Genomic DNA, 14,248 nt, shown 5'->3' with positions numbered 1-14,248 from the left:
CAGGACTACGGCGCGCGCACCGCATCCCAGGCCACCTGCATGAACAGCTCGCGGCAATCGGCCAGGCTGGTGCGGGTGCGCCCGGCCAGCCAGTTGCGGGTGAAGTCCTGCACCGGCCCGATGACCACCGAGGTGAAGCAGTCCCGCGGCATCTCGCGGTAGGCGCCGGCCTCGCGGTAAGGCCGCATGAGTTCCTCTATCCGCCCATGGTGCAGGCGATTGGTTTCGCGCAGCTGCTCGCCCAGTTCGCTCGCTTCCACCCGGCCGCGGCTGTGCAGGATGAAGCGTGCCCAGTCCGGATTCGCCAGCACCCAATCGACATAGCAGGCCACCAGCAGCTTGATGCAGCCCTCGGCGCTGTCCACCTTGGCGAAACCCGCCTCCAGCAGGCGGGCGTAGCCGCTCACCCCTTCCAGGTAGAGCGCGGCGATGATGCGTTCCTTGTTGCCGAAATGGTGGTAGAGGCTGCCGATGCTGGCCCCGGAACGGTCACGGATCATCTCGATGGTGGTGGCATCCACGCCCTGTTCGCTGAAGCAGGCCAGGGCGGCCTGGAGAATGTCGTCTTTGCGGGAGGGACGGCCCATGAATGTCCTCAGATGAGACTAGAATATTTTTCTAGAATACTTTTCTAACTTTCGTATACTGCCCGGGTTCGCGTTTTTCCAGAAGCCCTTTCCACGCCAGGACGGATGCAATGATCAGCCCGACAGAAACCCGGATCGACAATGGCAACGGCCACTTCATCAGCGCCAACTGGTTTCGCCCCGAGGGCGAGCTGCGCGCCGCGGTGCTGATAGTACCCGCCATGGGCGTGCCCCAGCGCTACTACGCCCCCTTCGCCACCTGGCTGGCGCAGCGCGGTTACCTGGTCGCCACCTTCGATTACGTCGGCATGGGCCAGTCACGCAATGGCCACCTGCGCAACCTGGATGTGGACATCCTCGACTGGGCCCGCCATGACTGCAGCACCATGCTCTCCCTCGCGGCCAATGCCGCCGGCGGCAAGCCGCTGTACTGGATCGGCCACAGCCTGGGCGGGCAGATCCTGCCCTTCGTGGAAGGCAACGAGCGCATCAGCAAAGCCCTGACCATCGCCACCGGCAGCGGCTACTGGCGCGAGAACACCGCCGAACTGCGCCGTCGCGTCTGGCTGTTGTGGTTCCTGGTGGCGCCCCTGGTGACGCCGCTGGCCGGCTATTTTCCCGGCAAGCGCCTGGGCATGGTCGGCGACCTGCCCAGGGGGGTGATCCGCCAGTGGCGCCGCTGGTGCCTGGACCCGGAATACGCCGTGGGTGCCGAGGGTGAGACTGTCCGGGCCGCCTTTTCCGCCGTGCGCACGCCCATTACCTCGATCTCCTTCACTGACGACGAGATGATGTCCGGGCGCAATACCGAGTCGCTGCACAACTTCTATCGCCAGGCCGAGAAGCACTTCAAGCGCATCGCCCCGGCGGATGTGGGCGAAAGGGCCATCGGCCACTTCGGCTTCTTCAAGCCGCAGTACCAGCGCTCGCTGTGGGAAGAGGTGCTGCTGCCCGAGCTGGCCTGAGCCGGTCCGGGCTCGCGCTCACTGCCAGAAGCGCTGCTGGTTGAGGCGACTCCACCAGTTCAGCAACAGGCGGTCGATGGCCACGCTGGCGGCCAGGCCCACCCGCTCCTGCAGGGTCTTGCGCGCGGCATAGTGCAGGTGGAACAGCTCGGCCTCCTTGGCCCGCTCGGCCAGGTACTCGTCGCTGGTGCGCAGCTCATCCACCAGTTGCTTTTCCAGCGCCGCCATGCCCAGCCAGACTTCGCCCGTAGCGATCTCCGGCATGTTCAGCTGGGGACGGTAACGGCTGACGAAGCCCTTGAAGAGTTCATGGGTGGTTTCCAGGTCCTCCTGGAACTTCTGCCGGCCCTTCTCGGTGTTTTCGCCGAATACCGTCAGGGTGCGCTTGTACTCGCCGGCGGTGAGCACTTCGAAATCGATGTCGTGTTTCTTCAGCAGCCGATGCACGTTGGGCAACTGCGCGACTACGCCGATGGAGCCGATGATGGAAAACGGCGCGGCGAGGATCTTCTGGCCGATGCAGGCCATCATGTAGCCGCCGCTGGCGGCCACCTTGTCGACGCAGACGGTGAGCGGCACCCCGGCATCGCGGATGCGTGCCAGTTGGGACGAAGCCAGGCCGTAGCTGTGTACCATGCCGCCGCCGCTTTCCAGGCGCACCACCACCTCGTCCCTGTCGGTCGCCATCGAGAGCAGCGCGGTCACCTCATGGCGCAGGTGGTTGGTGGCCGATGCCTTGATGTCGCCATCGAAGTCCAGCACGAAGACCCGTGGCTTCCGCTCGGCCGACTTCTTCGCGCGCTTCGCCGCCTTCGCCTCGGCCTTGCGCGCGGCCTTCAGGTGCGCCTTGTCCAGCACCGAGTGCTCCAGGCGCTCGCGCAGGTCCTTGTAGAAATCGTTGAGCTTGCGCACGTCCAGGTGGCCGCTGGCCACGCGCCGGTTGCGGCCGCGCAGTGCAGCGATGGCAGCCAACACCACCAGGATGGCCACCAGCACGGTCACAGTCCGGGCCAGGAAGCCGGCATACTCGGCAAAGAATTCCACGTAACTCCCCCTCGTTGGTCCTGCTGACGCCAGCCTCCCGGCGGCGCGAAGACCTGCAAGCATAACGGCGCCACCCCCGCCTCGCCAGCGGTCGGAAACCTCTGCATAAACAGCGGGAATGCATTCAAACAAGCGTATGTTTTTTCGTTGACAGCCCCCAGGGTTCCTCATAACCTCGCGGAACTTTCAACCTCGCGAGACGCCAGTACGTGGGCAACATCTACCTGATTCGACATGGCCAGGCTTCCTTTGGCGCCGACGACTACGATGTGCTCTCGCCCCTCGGCATCCGCCAGGCCGAAGTGCTCGGTGCACACCTCGCCCAGTTGGGCCTGCGCCTGGATCGCTGCTACAGCGGCGACCTGCGGCGCCAGCAGCACACGGCCCAGGCCGCCCTGGCCCAGTTCGACGCCGCCGGACTCCAAGCCCCGGCGATCCAGATCGACCCGGCCTTCAACGAATTCGACGCCGACGCGGTAATCCGCGCCCTGCTCCCCGACCTGCTTCCGGAAGAGCCCGAAGCGCTGCACGTACTGCGCAATGCCCCAGCGAACCGCGCCGAGTTCCAGCGCCTGTTCTCCAAGCTGGTACTGCGCTGGGTGTCCGGCGCCCACGACAAGCCCGGCCTGCAGAGCTGGCGGGACTTCGTCGAACAGGTTCGCGGCGGCCTCGAGCGCATCCTCGCCCAGGCCGAGAGCAAGCAGAACATCGCCGTGTTCACCTCCGGCGGCACCATCACCGCCCTGCTCCACCTGGTGGCCGGCATCCCGGCCGACAGCGCCTTCGGCCTCAACTGGCAGATCGTCAACACCTCGCTCAATCGCCTGAAGTTCCGCGGCAACGAGGTGTCCCTGGCTTCCTTCAACAGTCATGTGCATCTGGAGCTGTTGAAGGCGCCGGAGCTCATCACCTATCGCTGAGCCCGGCCCACTGCGGCTGGAAAGGCCGCCGGACATAACCCTAGAAAAAGGAAAACACCATGACCAACGTTGCTGACATCGTCAAAACCATGCAGTCCAAGTTCAACGCCGGTGCCGCCGCTGGCCTGGACCTGGTGTTCCAGTTCAACATCGAAGACGGCGACAACCACTACCTGGTGGTCAAGGATGGCACCTGCGACGTACAGCAGGGCGACGCCGCCAATCCGAACGTCACCCTGATCATGGACAGCGCCACCCTGGTCGGCATCATGACCGGCGAGACCGACGGCATGCAGGCCTTCATGGCCGGCAAGCTGCGCGCCGAAGGCGACATGATGCTGGCGATGAAGCTCGGCGAACTGTTCCCGGTCTAAGCTTCACCGGCATACGCCATGCACACGAAGAACCGGAGTCCCAGGGCTCCGGTTTTTTTTCGCCCGAGTCAGGCGGTGCGGGCGAATCAGGCAGCCTGATTGTGCTGCAACACCTTTGTCTATAACGGCTCGTTCGGCTTGTGACGCCCCTGAGGCGGCATTAGATTAGCGAATAGTCTCGAGCCACCATCATAAACAGAAGGGATAAGCATGTCGCTTACTGATCAATCCACCCGCATCCGCGAAGGCGAAGAGCTCGACGCCGCCGTCATCGACCCGTACCTCAAGGCCAATATCCCCGGCCTCACCGGCACCCCACGCATCAGCCAGTTTCCCGGCGGCGCCTCCAACCTGACCTACCTGCTGGAATACCCGAACCAGGAGTTCGTGCTGCGCCGGCCGCCCTTCGGCCACAAGGCCAAGTCCGCCCACGACATGGGCCGCGAGTTCCGCATCCTCAACCAGCTCAACGCCGGCTTCCCCTACTGCCCGAAGGCCTACGTGCACTGCACCGACGAGTCGGTGATCGGCGCGGAGTTCTACGTGATGGAACGGGTGAAGGGCGTGATCCTGCGCGCCGACCTGCCGGCCGACATGTCGCTCGACGCAGGCCAGGCCCGCGATCTGTGCCTGAGCTTCATCGACAAGCTGGTGGAGCTGCACAACGTCGACTACCAGGCCTGCGGCCTGGGCGACCTGGGCAAGCCGGAAGGCTACGTGCAGCGCCAGATCGCCGGCTGGACCGACCGCTACGAGAAGGCCCTGACCCCGGACGCGCCGACCTGGGAACCGGTCAAGGCCTGGCTCCGCGACAAGATGCCCGCCGACCACCACAAGCCGGCGATCGTGCATAACGACTACCGCTTCGACAACGTCATCCTCGACCCGGCCAACCCGATGAAGATCATCGGCGTGCTGGACTGGGAACTGACCACCATCGGTGACCCACTGATGGATCTCGGCAACACCCTCGCCTACTGGATCGAGGCGAAGGACCCGGCACCGGTGCAACTGATGCGCCGCCAGCCCAGCCACCTGCCGGGCATGCTCAGCCGCCAGGAGTTCGCCGACTACTACGCCGAGCGCGCCGGCCTGCCGCCCATCGCCAACCTGGACTTCTACTACACCTACGGCCTGTTCCGCCTGGCCGGCATCGTCCAGCAAATCTACTACCGCTACTTCCATGGCCAGACCCAGGACAAGCGCTTCGCCCAGTTCATCCACATGAACAAGTTGCTGGAGCAGATGAGCCTGCAGGTCATCAACCAATCACGGCTGTAAACCGGATCACAACAAGGGGAACCCCATGTCCAAGACCACTCTGTTCGACCTCGACGGCAAGATCGCCTTCGTTTCCGGCGCCAGCCGCGGCATTGGTGAAGCCATCGCCAAACTGCTGGCCCAGCAAGGCGCCCACGTGATCGTCTCCAGCCGCAAGATCGAAGGCTGCCAGGCCGTGGCCGACGCCATCATCGCGGACGGCGGCCAGGCCACCGCCATCGCCTGCCACATCGGCGAAATGGATCAGATCCAGCGCGTCTTCGCCGAGATCCGCGAACGCTTTGGCCGCCTCGATATCCTCGTCAACAACGCCGCCACCAACCCGCAGTTCGCCCACGTGCTGGACACCGACCTGTCGGCCTTCCAGAAGACCATCGACGTCAACGTCCGCGGCTATTTCTTCATGTCCATCGAGGGCGGCAAGCTGATGAAGGAGAACGGCGGCGGCAGCATCATCAACGTCGCGTCCATCAACGGCGTTTCCCCGGGCGAGTTCCAGGGCATCTACTCGGTGACCAAGGCGGCGGTGATCAACATGACCAAGGTCTTCGCCAAGGAGTGCGCGCAGTTCGGCATCCGCTGCAACGCCCTGCTGCCAGGCGCCACCGACACCAAGTTCGCCTCAGTACTGGTGAACACCGAGAGCATCCGCAACAGCTTCCTGCAGCGCATCCCGCTCAAGCGCATCGCCGATCCGAGCGAAATGGCCGGCGCCGTGCTGTACCTGGCCAGCGACGCCTCCAGCTACACCACCGGCGTGTCGCTGAACGTGGACGGCGGCTTCCTCTCCTGAGGACAGGCGGCTACGGAAAAGGGAGCCTTGGTGCTCCCTTTTTCACGTTTCTGTGGGAGCGGCGGTGGATGTCGCTTTTCACATCCACCGGCGCGGCCACACCCGGCACCGATGGTGGATCGGTGAAGCGTGATCCACCCTACAGGGCTGCTGCACCGCGCAGGCGCCGCGCCAGGCGTAGGGTGGATGTCGCTTTTCACATCCACCAGCGCGGCCAAGCCCGGCGCCGATGGTGGATCGGTGAAGCGTGATCCACCCTACAGGGCTGGTGTACCGCGCAGGCGCCACGCCAGGCGTAGGGTGGATATCCCGAAAGGGATTTTCACCCTACGCCCGTCCATTCACTGCCAGCCCTTCAAGGCTTCCTCGGCCACCGGGTTCAGCGGCTGCGCCATCAGGCCGGTGGGCGACAGGCTCACGGAGTAGACCGCGCCATCGGCCATGGGCAGGTAGGTGACCCGCTGCGCTTCGGGAGCGAAGAGGAAGAAGTCGCGCTGGGACACGCGCAGCCAGCGCCAGAGGTCGACGCCATAGGGACTCGCGGCCAGTTGCGCGCGCGGGTGCTGGGCCAGGGCCTGCTGTTCGATGGCCAGGTAGCGCCCCGAGAGACGCTCCAGGCGGTAGCCGGGCTCCAGGCCGAGCAGTTGGCCCAGGCCCTTCCACTTGAACAGGCGCGCGTCCAGTTGCCAGAGATCGCCGTCCAGCCGCACCTCGCGCTCGTTGCCGCCTTCCAGCAGGGTCACCTGGTAGTTCTGTGGGCCGAGGGCCTTGAAGTTCAGGGTCACCAGCGGCTTGTCCTGCGGCAGCTCGGTGTAGCTCCAGAGGTCGCGGGCCACCAGCGCCACCAACAGCGCCAGGGCCAGAAAGGCCAGGCCGCAGGTGCCGCGCAGCCAGCCGAGGAACCAGCTGCGGTCGAAGAGGATGCGCCCTGCCACCGCCGCCACCAGCAACGCCAGCAGGGCGGCCGCCCAGGCCAGGCCGTCATACTGCATGGTGCCCATTCCTTATGCATGAAAATGCCGGCATTATGCGCAACTCCCCAAGCCGCAGCCACAAGCCACGCGGCGGTTGTAGACACGGACCTCGTTTTCCATGCCATTCCCCTTCGAGCTGGCGGTCGATCCCGCCACCCTGACGATTCTCGCCTTTGTTGCCTTTCTTGCCGGATTCATCGACGCCATCGCCGGCGGCGGCGGCCTGCTGACCATCCCCGCCCTGCTCACCGCCGGCCTGCCACCGCACCTGGTGCTGGGCACCAACAAGCTCTGCGCCACCTTCGGCTCGGGCACCGCCGCCTACACCTTCTATCGACGCAAGTTGTTCGACCCGTCGAAATGGCGCAATGCGCTGATCGCCACTGCCGTTGGCGCGGCCCTGGGCGCGGTGATCGCCCACTGGTTGCCCGCCGCCTGGCTCAACCAGATGCTGCCGGCGGTGGTCTTCGGTTGTGGCCTGTACCTGCTGTTCGGCAAGACGCCGGATACCGCGCACAGCCATGACGCGCCCATCTCCCGTGGTCGCCAGTGGCCCCAGGGCCTCGGGCTCGGCTTCTACGATGGCGTTGCCGGTCCCGGCACCGGCGCCTTCTGGACCGTCAGCAGTCTGCTGTTCTACCCCCTGGACCTGGTGCGCGCCAGCGGCGTCGCCCGCAGCATGAACTTCGTCAGCAATGCCATGGCCCTGGCGGTGTTCATCGTCGGGGGCCAGGTGGCCTGGGCATTGGGTATCAGCATGGGGCTGGCGCTGATGGCCGGCGCCTTCCTCGGTGCTCGCACGGCCATCCAGGGCGGCGCCAAGTTCATCCGCCCGGTGTTCGTCCTGGTGGTACTGGCGCTGACCGCGCGCCTAGTCTGGCAGCACTGGATCGGCTAAGCCGAGGCGCCGCGCCACATAGAGGTCGATGAGGTAGCGGGCGATGGAGCGCTGGGCCGGCAGCGGCGGCAGCGCATCGACGGAGAACCAGCGGGCGTCTTCGATCTCGCCCGCTTGCGGGACTATCTCACCGCTGCGGTACTCGGCATGGAAGCCGAGCATCAGCGAATGCGGGAAGGGCCAGTTCTGGCTGGCGATGTACTGGATGTTGCCGATCTCCACGCCCACCTCTTCCCGCACCTCGCGGGCCACGCAGGCCTCCACCGACTCGCCCGGCTCGACGAAGCCGGCCAGGGTGCTGTAGACGCCGCTGACGAAGCGCGGCGAGCGCGCCAGCAGCAGTTCGTCGCCGCGGCTGACCAGGACGATCATGCTCGGCGAGAGCCGTGGGTAGTGGTGGACTTCGCAACTCGGGCAGCGCATCGCGCGTTCGCCCGCCACCGGCTCCATGCGCTGGCCGCAGCTGCCGCAGAAGCGGTGCTGGTCGGCCCAGGTGCCGATCTGGCTGGCGAAGCCGAGCATGCGGAAGATCTCGGCGTCTCCTTGCAGCATCACCTGGCGCAGGCCCTGCCAGAAGCAGCCGGCCACCTCGGCCGGGTGGGCCAGCTCCAGCAGGTAGATCGGGTCGCCATCGAAGTGGCCGATGCCATGCTCGGCGAGCACCGGCAGTTCCTGGCGCTTCAGCCACTCGCGGGGAAACAGCACGCCGTTGCTGTCGGTGAGGAACTGCTGGCGGCAATGGGCCAGCGCCCAGCCCCCCGCCTGGATGGTATCGAGCAGGCCGGCCTGCCAGCGCGTCGCGGCCATGTCAGGCAGCCACCCGCAGGCCCAGGGCCCGCACGCTGCTGGCCGCCAGGTCGAGTACGTCGGTCTGGAAGCCACGGCGCATGCCGGCGCCGCCTTCCAGGTAGTACTCGAGGCTGGTCAGGGCATCGGCCAGGGTTTCCAGCATCTGTTCCGAAGGCATGACGGACATCTCCAGCATCTGCTGCTGAATATAGTCGCCACACCCCCCCACCAGGGAGGCGGCACGCTCCTGGTCGAGGAACCACAGGCCGCCGCGCACCGCCTGCAGGCTCACCGGCACATTGGCCAGGTGCAGCTTGTCGCCGTTGGACTCCAGGTAGGCGGTGATGGCGCGCTTGGCCATGGCCAGGCCGGCCTGGGCCTCGTCCAGCACCACGATGCGCGCTTCGGCGAGCTGGTGGTTGGCGAAGGAGTCCTCTTCGTGGCCAGCTTCGGCGGCCTGACGCCCATGGCGCCGCTCACCGCTGTCGAGGCCAGCCACCATGCCCTCCACATAAAGCACGGCATCGGCCAGCTTGAGCAGTTCGGTGGGCTCGACCGGCGCCGCGGCGCTCCAGGCGGCCACCATGGGCAACTGCGACTGCAGCGCGTTGCCGGGGGAAATCAGGCCGACCATCGCCAGGGTCTTGGCCAGCTTGCCCAGCAGGGCGTGAAGACTGTCGAAGGACTCTACCGGTGCTGTGCCGCGCTCGATCAGGTCGATCATGTCCTTGACGCTGTTCAGCTCCTCGAAGATGGCCGCGGACAGCGAACGCATCACCGCCTGGCCAGGGCCGGAGAGGCGCTGGTATTCCTGTTCCAGGAGCTGGTCGGTGAAAGGCAGCGCGGTCATGCCGAAGGAATCGCGCAACTCGCGGGCGCGCGGCCCCTGGCTGTCGGCCAGCGCCACCAGGTAGAGGAGTTCCTTCTGCAGGCTGCGCGGTACTTCACAGGCCGTGTTGGCGAGCAGCTGCTTGAGTTCGCGGTCCAGGCGCGAGAACAGTTGCTTGCGCGACTTGCGCGCGAGCAGTTGGCCATCCCGTTGCGATTCGATGGCCGCCGCGCCGATCCAGCAGAGACGACCCAGGGGCTGCTCCGCGAACAGCCGCTCCAGCCCGCCGAGGGCGCGCTCCATCATGCGCAGGGAACTCGGCACCTTGGCGCCGCGCAGGAAACCCAGCAGGCCCTGCTGGTAGGCCTGGCGGAAGCGCCGGGCCAGGACATCGGGATTCACGCCTTGCGGCAGCCTGACCGCCACAGCGCCCTGGCGTGCCAGGTCCAGGCGCACGCTGAAGAAATAGCTTTCCGGCAATGGCGCCTGGCCACCGGCCTGGCGCAGGTCGTTGATTGCCGGCAGCAGCAGCTCGGGCATTTCCTGGCGGTGCAGGTCGAGGTTTTCCAGGTAACGGCGCAGCACATGCAACGCATTGCTCAGCGCCGCGAGCTGGACGTCGCGCTCTTCGCCGGCGCCGGCGGGTATGTCGGTAGCCTGGTCGAGCAGTTCCTGGGCCAGCAGTTCGGCGCCGGTCAGCTCGATCAGGTTGAGGGTGCCGCGCACCTGGTGCATGGCTTCCACAGCCTGCTGCAGCAAGCCGCCGTTCTGGCGCTCGGCGATGAAGTGTTCGAGGCTCTGCTCGGCCTGGTCCATGGTGGCGTACAGTTCGTCGCGCACCAGCCCCAGCGAAGTGACTCCGGTAACCATGCCTTAATGCGCCTCCGACGCGAATGTGCGGTACCGCATCAGTCAGCGAACTCTGGTTTCTGCTTGCTCATATGGGCCGCCATGGCCACGCGCAGGTCGGTCGATTGCAGCATCGCCGCGTTCCAGGTGGCGACGTACTCGAGGCCATCGTCGACCCGGTGATCGCGCATGTAGCGGATCATTTCCTTGGTGCCGCGCACGGCGATGGGCGACTTGGCGGCGATCTGGTGGGCGATGCCGAACACCCCGTCGAGCAGGGCGTCCTGGTCGGCGTAGGTGCGGTTCACCAGGCCGAGGCGCTGCGCTTCTTCGCCGTCGATGGTGCGGCCGGTGTAGGCCAGTTCACGCATCATGCCGTCGCCGATGATGCGCGGCAGGCGCTGCAGCGTGCCGACGTCCGCGGCCATGCCGATGTCGATTTCCTTGATGGCGAATTGCGCGTCGATGGTCGAGTAGCGCATATCGCAAGCCGAGATCAGGTCGATGGCGCCGCCCAGGCAGTAGCCCTGGATGGCGGCGATCACCGGCTTGCTGCAGTTGTCGACGGCGTTGAAGGAGCCCTGCAGCTCGAGGATCTTGCGGCGCAGGGTGCGCGCATTGCGGCCTGCATCCGGGCCAAGCTGGGCGCCGACCGAGGCCAGCAGCATCAGGTCGATGCCGGAGGAGAAATGCTTGCCGGCCCCCGAGAGCACCACTACCCGGACTTGGTCGTTGTCTTCGATCTCGCGGAAGATTTCGACGATCTCTCCCCAGAAATCGGCGTTCATCGCGTTGATCTTCTCGGGACGGTTGATCTGCACATGGGCGATCTTGTCTGCCAACTCTACACGGAAGGCTTTGTAATCAGGCACGGGTCGGTCCTCGGCGTGCGCCATGGAAATGCGGCGTTCAGGAAGCCCGGCAACTATAACAAGCACGATGTAAAAGTCGATGCCGCCCACTGTGACGCAGGCCTCGCCGCGCGACTGAAACTTCACCGCGCAAATCAGCCACAAGCACTTGATCTAACGAGCCCACGCTGGCACTTTCGCTGCCCCGTCCAACCACCACATTCCAGGGACAATCTCGATGCCCGTCTCGCCCGCCGCCGCCTTCGGCCGCAACTTCCTCGGCAACTCGCCGCACTGGTACAAGCTGTCGATCATCGCCTTCCTGGTGCTCAATCCGCTGGTGCTCTGGCTGCTCGGCCCGGTGGTCTGCTCCTGGCTGCTGGTGGCCGAGTTCATCTTCGCCCTGGCCATGGCGCTGAAGTGCCACCCCCTGTTGCCCGGCGGCCTGCTGGTGATCGAAGCGCTGTTGCTGGACCTGGCGACGCCCGCGGCGGTGTACGAGGAGTTGCAGCACAATTTCCCGGTGATCCTGCTGCTGATGTTCATGGTGGCAGGCATCTATTTCATGAAGGACCTGCTGCTCCTGCTGTTTTCCCGCCTGCTGCTGGGGGTACGCAGCAAGGCGCTGCTGGCCCTGGCGTTCTGCCTGCTGGCCGCCTTCCTCTCGGCTTTCCTCGATGCCCTGACCGTGACTGCGGTGATCATCAGCGTCGCCCTCGGCTTCTACGGCGTCTATCACCGCGTCGCCTCGGGCAGGGGCATGGGCGACGTGCACGACACCGACTCCGACAGCGACCTCTCCAGTTCGAGTCGCGCGGATCTGGAAACCTTTCGCGCCTTCCTGCGCAGCCTGCTGATGCACGCCGCGGTGGGCACCGCCCTGGGCGGCGTCTGCACCCTCGTCGGGGAGCCGCAGAACCTGCTGATCGGCCATGAGGCCGGCTGGCACTTCAAGGAGTTCTTCCTGAATGTGGCGCCGGTGTCCATGCCCGTGCTGGCGGCCGGTCTGTTGACCTGCGTGCTGCTGGAGAAGCTGCGCTGGTTCGGCTATGGCGCCGAGTTGCCGGAAAACGTGCGCCAGATCCTGGCCGATTTCGCCCGGGAAGAGAATGCCCGCCGTACCCAGTCCCAGCGTATGGCGCTGATGGTGCAGGGGGCCGCGGCCCTGATACTGATCCTCTGCCTGGCCCTGCACGTGGCGGAAGTGGGGCTGATCGGCCTGCTGGTCATAGTGCTGATCACCAGCTTCAGCGGCATCACCGACGAGCACCAGATCGGCCGCGCCTTCCAGGACGCCCTGCCCTTCACCGCGCTGCTGGTGGCCTTCTTCGCCGTGGTGGCGGTGATCCAGCAACAGCACCTGTTCACCCCGATCATCCACGCGGTGCTGGCGCTGCCCGCCGAGCAGCAGCCGGGAATGCTGTTCATCGCCAACGGCCTGCTTTCGGCCATCAGCGACAACGTCTTCGTCGCCACCATCTACATCACCGAAGTGAAGAATGCGCTGGAGTCCGGCGCCATGACCCGCGAGCACTTCGACACCCTGGCGGTGGCCATCAACACCGGCACCAACCTGCCCAGCGTCGCCACCCCCAACGGCCAGGCGGCCTTCCTCTTCCTGCTCACCTCAGCCATCGCGCCTCTGGTGCGCCTGGGGTACGGGCGGATGGTGTGGATGGCCCTGCCCTACACCATAGTGATGGGTGTGCTCGGCTGGTGGGCCGTCAGCCATTGGCTCTGACGGCCGCCTCGGCCTGCACCCGATTGCGCCACTGGCGCCAGGTGTAGAGCGGAATGCCGGCCATCAGCACCAGGAAGCCCCAGAAGATGGCCTGCTCCCCCGTGCCGTACAGGGCCCAGATGGAATAGACGAAGCCCAGCACGCCGATGGCCACCAGCCGGCCACGCTCGCGCTCGGAGAAGTCGCCGGGCTTCACCGCCAGCTGCTGCAACAGGGCGGCGGTGCAGAAGGCGTAGGGCACGACCCCGGTCATGGTGCCGAGCAGAATGATCACGTTGAACACGTCCACCAGGTCGCCCTGCCCGTCCACCAGCACCAGGGCCGTGACCAGCACACCGGAGACCAGCAGGCCGTTGGCCGGCACGCCGTACTTGTTGGTCTGGGCCAGATGCTCGGGCAGCAGGCCGTCGCGCGCGGTGGCCATGGGGATCTGCCCCTGCAGCAGCACCCAGCCGTTGAGCGCACCCAGGCAGGCGATCACCGCTCCCGCCGCCACCAGGTGATAACCCCAGTCGCCCACCAGCACCCGCGCCGCATCGGCGAAGGGTGCGGTGGAGCGCATCAGCACCTCGGGGGGCAGCACGCCCTGCACCGCGGTGATGGAGAGGATGTAGACCCCAGCCGCCACCAGGGTGCCGAACACGGTAGCGCGGGGGATGGTGCGCCTGGGATTGTCCACATCGTCCGCCGGCACCGTGGCCGATTCCAGGCCGATGAAGGACCAGAGGGTCAGGGCCGCGGTGGTGGCGATGGCCTGGGCGTAGCCGCCGACACCTGCTGGCAGCTCGCTCACCTCGGGAATGCGCAGGTGATCGGGGTTGAAGGAGAACCAGCCGAGCACGCCCACCAATAGCAAGGGCACCAGCTTGAGCGCCGTGAGCAGGTTCTGCGCCAGGCCGAAGGCGCCAATGCCGCGCAGGTTGATCAGGGTGCAGAGCCAGATGGCGCCGATGGCGGTGCTCACCATCAGCACCGGGTCGCGCAGGGCCGGGATGAACACTTGCAGGTAGCCCACCAGGGTCACGGCGATGGCGGCGTTGCCGATCCAGGCGGCCTTCCAGTAGGTCCAGGCGCAGAGGTAGCCGGCGAAGCTGCCGAAACCGTCGCGGGTATAGGCGTAGGGGCCGCCGGCGGAAGGATTGAGCCGCGCCAGGCGGGCGAAGGTCAGCGCCAGCAGGACCGCACCGGTGCTGGAAATCAGCCAGCCGTACAGGCTGAGGCCCCCATAGGCCGCGAGACTGGAGGGAAGCAGGAACACGCCCGAGCCGATCATGTTGCCCACCACCAGCGCGGTGCAGGTCCAGAACCCCATGCTGCCGCGCGACTTCACTCCATCCCCTGTCGCCATCGCTT

The 14,248-nt window shown here is 66.0% G+C and carries 14 protein-coding genes; 7 read left to right on the top strand and 7 right to left on the bottom strand.

From position 1 onward, the window contains the following. Positions 1-5 precede the first annotated feature (5 nt). The gene (locus ACFPU0_RS22605; protein WP_377695533.1) at positions 6-587 is read right to left on the bottom strand and encodes a TetR/AcrR family transcriptional regulator; all 582 of its coding nucleotides are present in this window, start codon (positions 585-587) and stop codon (positions 6-8) included. 110 nt (positions 588-697) lie between these two features. Between ACFPU0_RS22605 and ACFPU0_RS22600 the strand changes: the two genes are divergently transcribed. Then, complete coding sequence (locus tag ACFPU0_RS22600) at positions 698-1,552, top strand: alpha/beta fold hydrolase (RefSeq protein ID WP_377695532.1); 855 nt, start codon at positions 698-700, stop codon at positions 1,550-1,552. An 18-nt stretch (positions 1,553-1,570) separates the two neighbouring features. On the opposite strand, the gene sohB is transcribed toward ACFPU0_RS22600, so the two are convergent. Continuing rightward, positions 1,571-2,596: a protease SohB gene (sohB, locus tag ACFPU0_RS22595; protein ID WP_377695531.1), complete on the bottom strand. Its 1,026-nt coding sequence runs from the start codon at positions 2,594-2,596 to the stop codon at positions 1,571-1,573. A 209-nt stretch (positions 2,597-2,805) separates the two neighbouring features. Between sohB and ACFPU0_RS22590 the strand changes: the two genes are divergently transcribed. The 4 genes from ACFPU0_RS22590 (at position 2,806) to ACFPU0_RS22575 (ending at position 5,964) form a co-directional block, all read left to right on the top strand. Beyond that, on the top strand, positions 2,806-3,516 hold the full coding sequence (locus tag ACFPU0_RS22590) for a histidine phosphatase family protein (RefSeq protein ID WP_377695530.1): 711 nt from the start codon (positions 2,806-2,808) through the stop codon (positions 3,514-3,516). Between the two features lie 59 nt (positions 3,517-3,575). Beyond that, positions 3,576-3,890, top strand: a complete 315-nt coding sequence (locus ACFPU0_RS22585) for an SCP2 sterol-binding domain-containing protein (RefSeq protein ID WP_377695529.1) — start codon at positions 3,576-3,578, stop codon at positions 3,888-3,890. A 210-nt stretch (positions 3,891-4,100) separates the two neighbouring features. Next, a complete protein-coding gene (locus ACFPU0_RS22580) occupies positions 4,101-5,171 on the top strand; it encodes a phosphotransferase family protein (RefSeq protein WP_377695528.1) in 1,071 nt (356 codons plus the stop codon). 25 nt (positions 5,172-5,196) lie between these two features. Next, entirely contained in the window at positions 5,197-5,964 is a 768-nt protein-coding gene (locus ACFPU0_RS22575) for an SDR family oxidoreductase (protein WP_377695527.1), read from the top strand. A 341-nt stretch (positions 5,965-6,305) separates the two neighbouring features. On the opposite strand, the gene ACFPU0_RS22570 is transcribed toward ACFPU0_RS22575, so the two are convergent. Beyond that, positions 6,306-6,956, bottom strand: coding sequence for a hypothetical protein (locus ACFPU0_RS22570; protein WP_377695526.1), 651 nt, complete (start codon positions 6,954-6,956; stop codon positions 6,306-6,308). 100 nt (positions 6,957-7,056) lie between these two features. Here ACFPU0_RS22570 and ACFPU0_RS22565 point away from each other — a divergent pair, with 100 nt between their 5' ends. Beyond that, positions 7,057-7,836, top strand: a complete 780-nt coding sequence (locus ACFPU0_RS22565; protein ID WP_377695525.1) for a TSUP family transporter — start codon at positions 7,057-7,059, stop codon at positions 7,834-7,836. Here ACFPU0_RS22565 and nudC read toward each other — a convergent pair. The 3 genes from nudC to ACFPU0_RS22550 are packed head-to-tail and all read right to left on the bottom strand — an operon-like array spanning position 7,810 to position 11,175. Beyond that, on the bottom strand, positions 7,810-8,643 hold the full coding sequence (gene nudC / locus ACFPU0_RS22560) for an NAD(+) diphosphatase (protein WP_377695524.1): 834 nt from the start codon (positions 8,641-8,643) through the stop codon (positions 7,810-7,812). The genes ACFPU0_RS22565 and nudC overlap by 27 nt on opposite strands. Before the next feature lies 1 nt (position 8,644). Next, the gene (locus ACFPU0_RS22555) at positions 8,645-10,324 is read right to left on the bottom strand and encodes a ferrous iron transporter B (RefSeq protein WP_377695523.1); all 1,680 of its coding nucleotides are present in this window, start codon (positions 10,322-10,324) and stop codon (positions 8,645-8,647) included. A gap of 38 nt (positions 10,325-10,362) precedes the next feature. Next, the gene (locus tag ACFPU0_RS22550; protein WP_377695522.1) at positions 10,363-11,175 is read right to left on the bottom strand and encodes a crotonase/enoyl-CoA hydratase family protein; all 813 of its coding nucleotides are present in this window, start codon (positions 11,173-11,175) and stop codon (positions 10,363-10,365) included. 217 nt (positions 11,176-11,392) lie between these two features. Here ACFPU0_RS22550 and nhaB point away from each other — a divergent pair, with 217 nt between their 5' ends. Beyond that, positions 11,393-12,895, top strand: a complete 1,503-nt coding sequence (gene nhaB / locus ACFPU0_RS22545) for a sodium/proton antiporter NhaB (protein ID WP_377695521.1) — start codon at positions 11,393-11,395, stop codon at positions 12,893-12,895. Here nhaB and ACFPU0_RS22540 read toward each other — a convergent pair. Beyond that, positions 12,879-14,207 carry an amino acid permease gene (locus tag ACFPU0_RS22540; RefSeq protein ID WP_377695645.1) on the bottom strand — a complete coding sequence of 443 codons (1,329 nt, stop codon included), beginning with the start codon at positions 14,205-14,207 and terminating at the stop codon, positions 12,879-12,881. The genes nhaB and ACFPU0_RS22540 overlap by 17 nt on opposite strands. Positions 14,208-14,248: the final 41 nt, after the last annotated feature.

The organism is Pseudomonas sp. GCM10022186 (genome assembly GCF_042656385.1).
Taxonomy (GTDB): domain Bacteria; phylum Pseudomonadota; class Gammaproteobacteria; order Pseudomonadales; family Pseudomonadaceae; genus Metapseudomonas.
Note: the sequence above shows the minus strand (reverse complement) of the source record. Positions and strands in the feature narration are given on the sequence as shown.